Consider the following 245-nt stretch of genomic DNA (forward strand, 5'->3'; position numbering starts at 1 on the left):
GAGTGTAGCAACCTGAGCCGTGGTCAAGGCAGCAGCCTGATCAGACGACAGGGCCGCGACATTGGCCGTCGACAGACCGGCAAGTGCCGCGGTGTTGATCGCTGCGATGTCGGCGGTCGAGAAGGTAGCGATGTCAGCCGTCGACAAGGCCCCGATTTGTGCGGAGTTCAACGAACCGACAAGCGTGGGGCTCAAAGCCTCGACCTGTGTCGAGCTTAGGGCACCGACCTGAGCGGTCGACAGAC

1 protein-coding gene is annotated in these 245 nt (G+C 62.4%); it reads right to left on the reverse strand.

The window, feature by feature from the left end; genetic code table 11:
- Window positions 1-195, reverse strand: a 195-nt coding sequence (locus ACPYOG_RS20310; RefSeq protein WP_481295886.1) for a hypothetical protein, incomplete at its 3' end; no start/stop codon positions are given.
- Between the last annotated feature and the right edge of the window lie 50 nt (window positions 196-245).

The organism is Leifsonia sp. HAY1-4F, assembly GCF_056755275.1.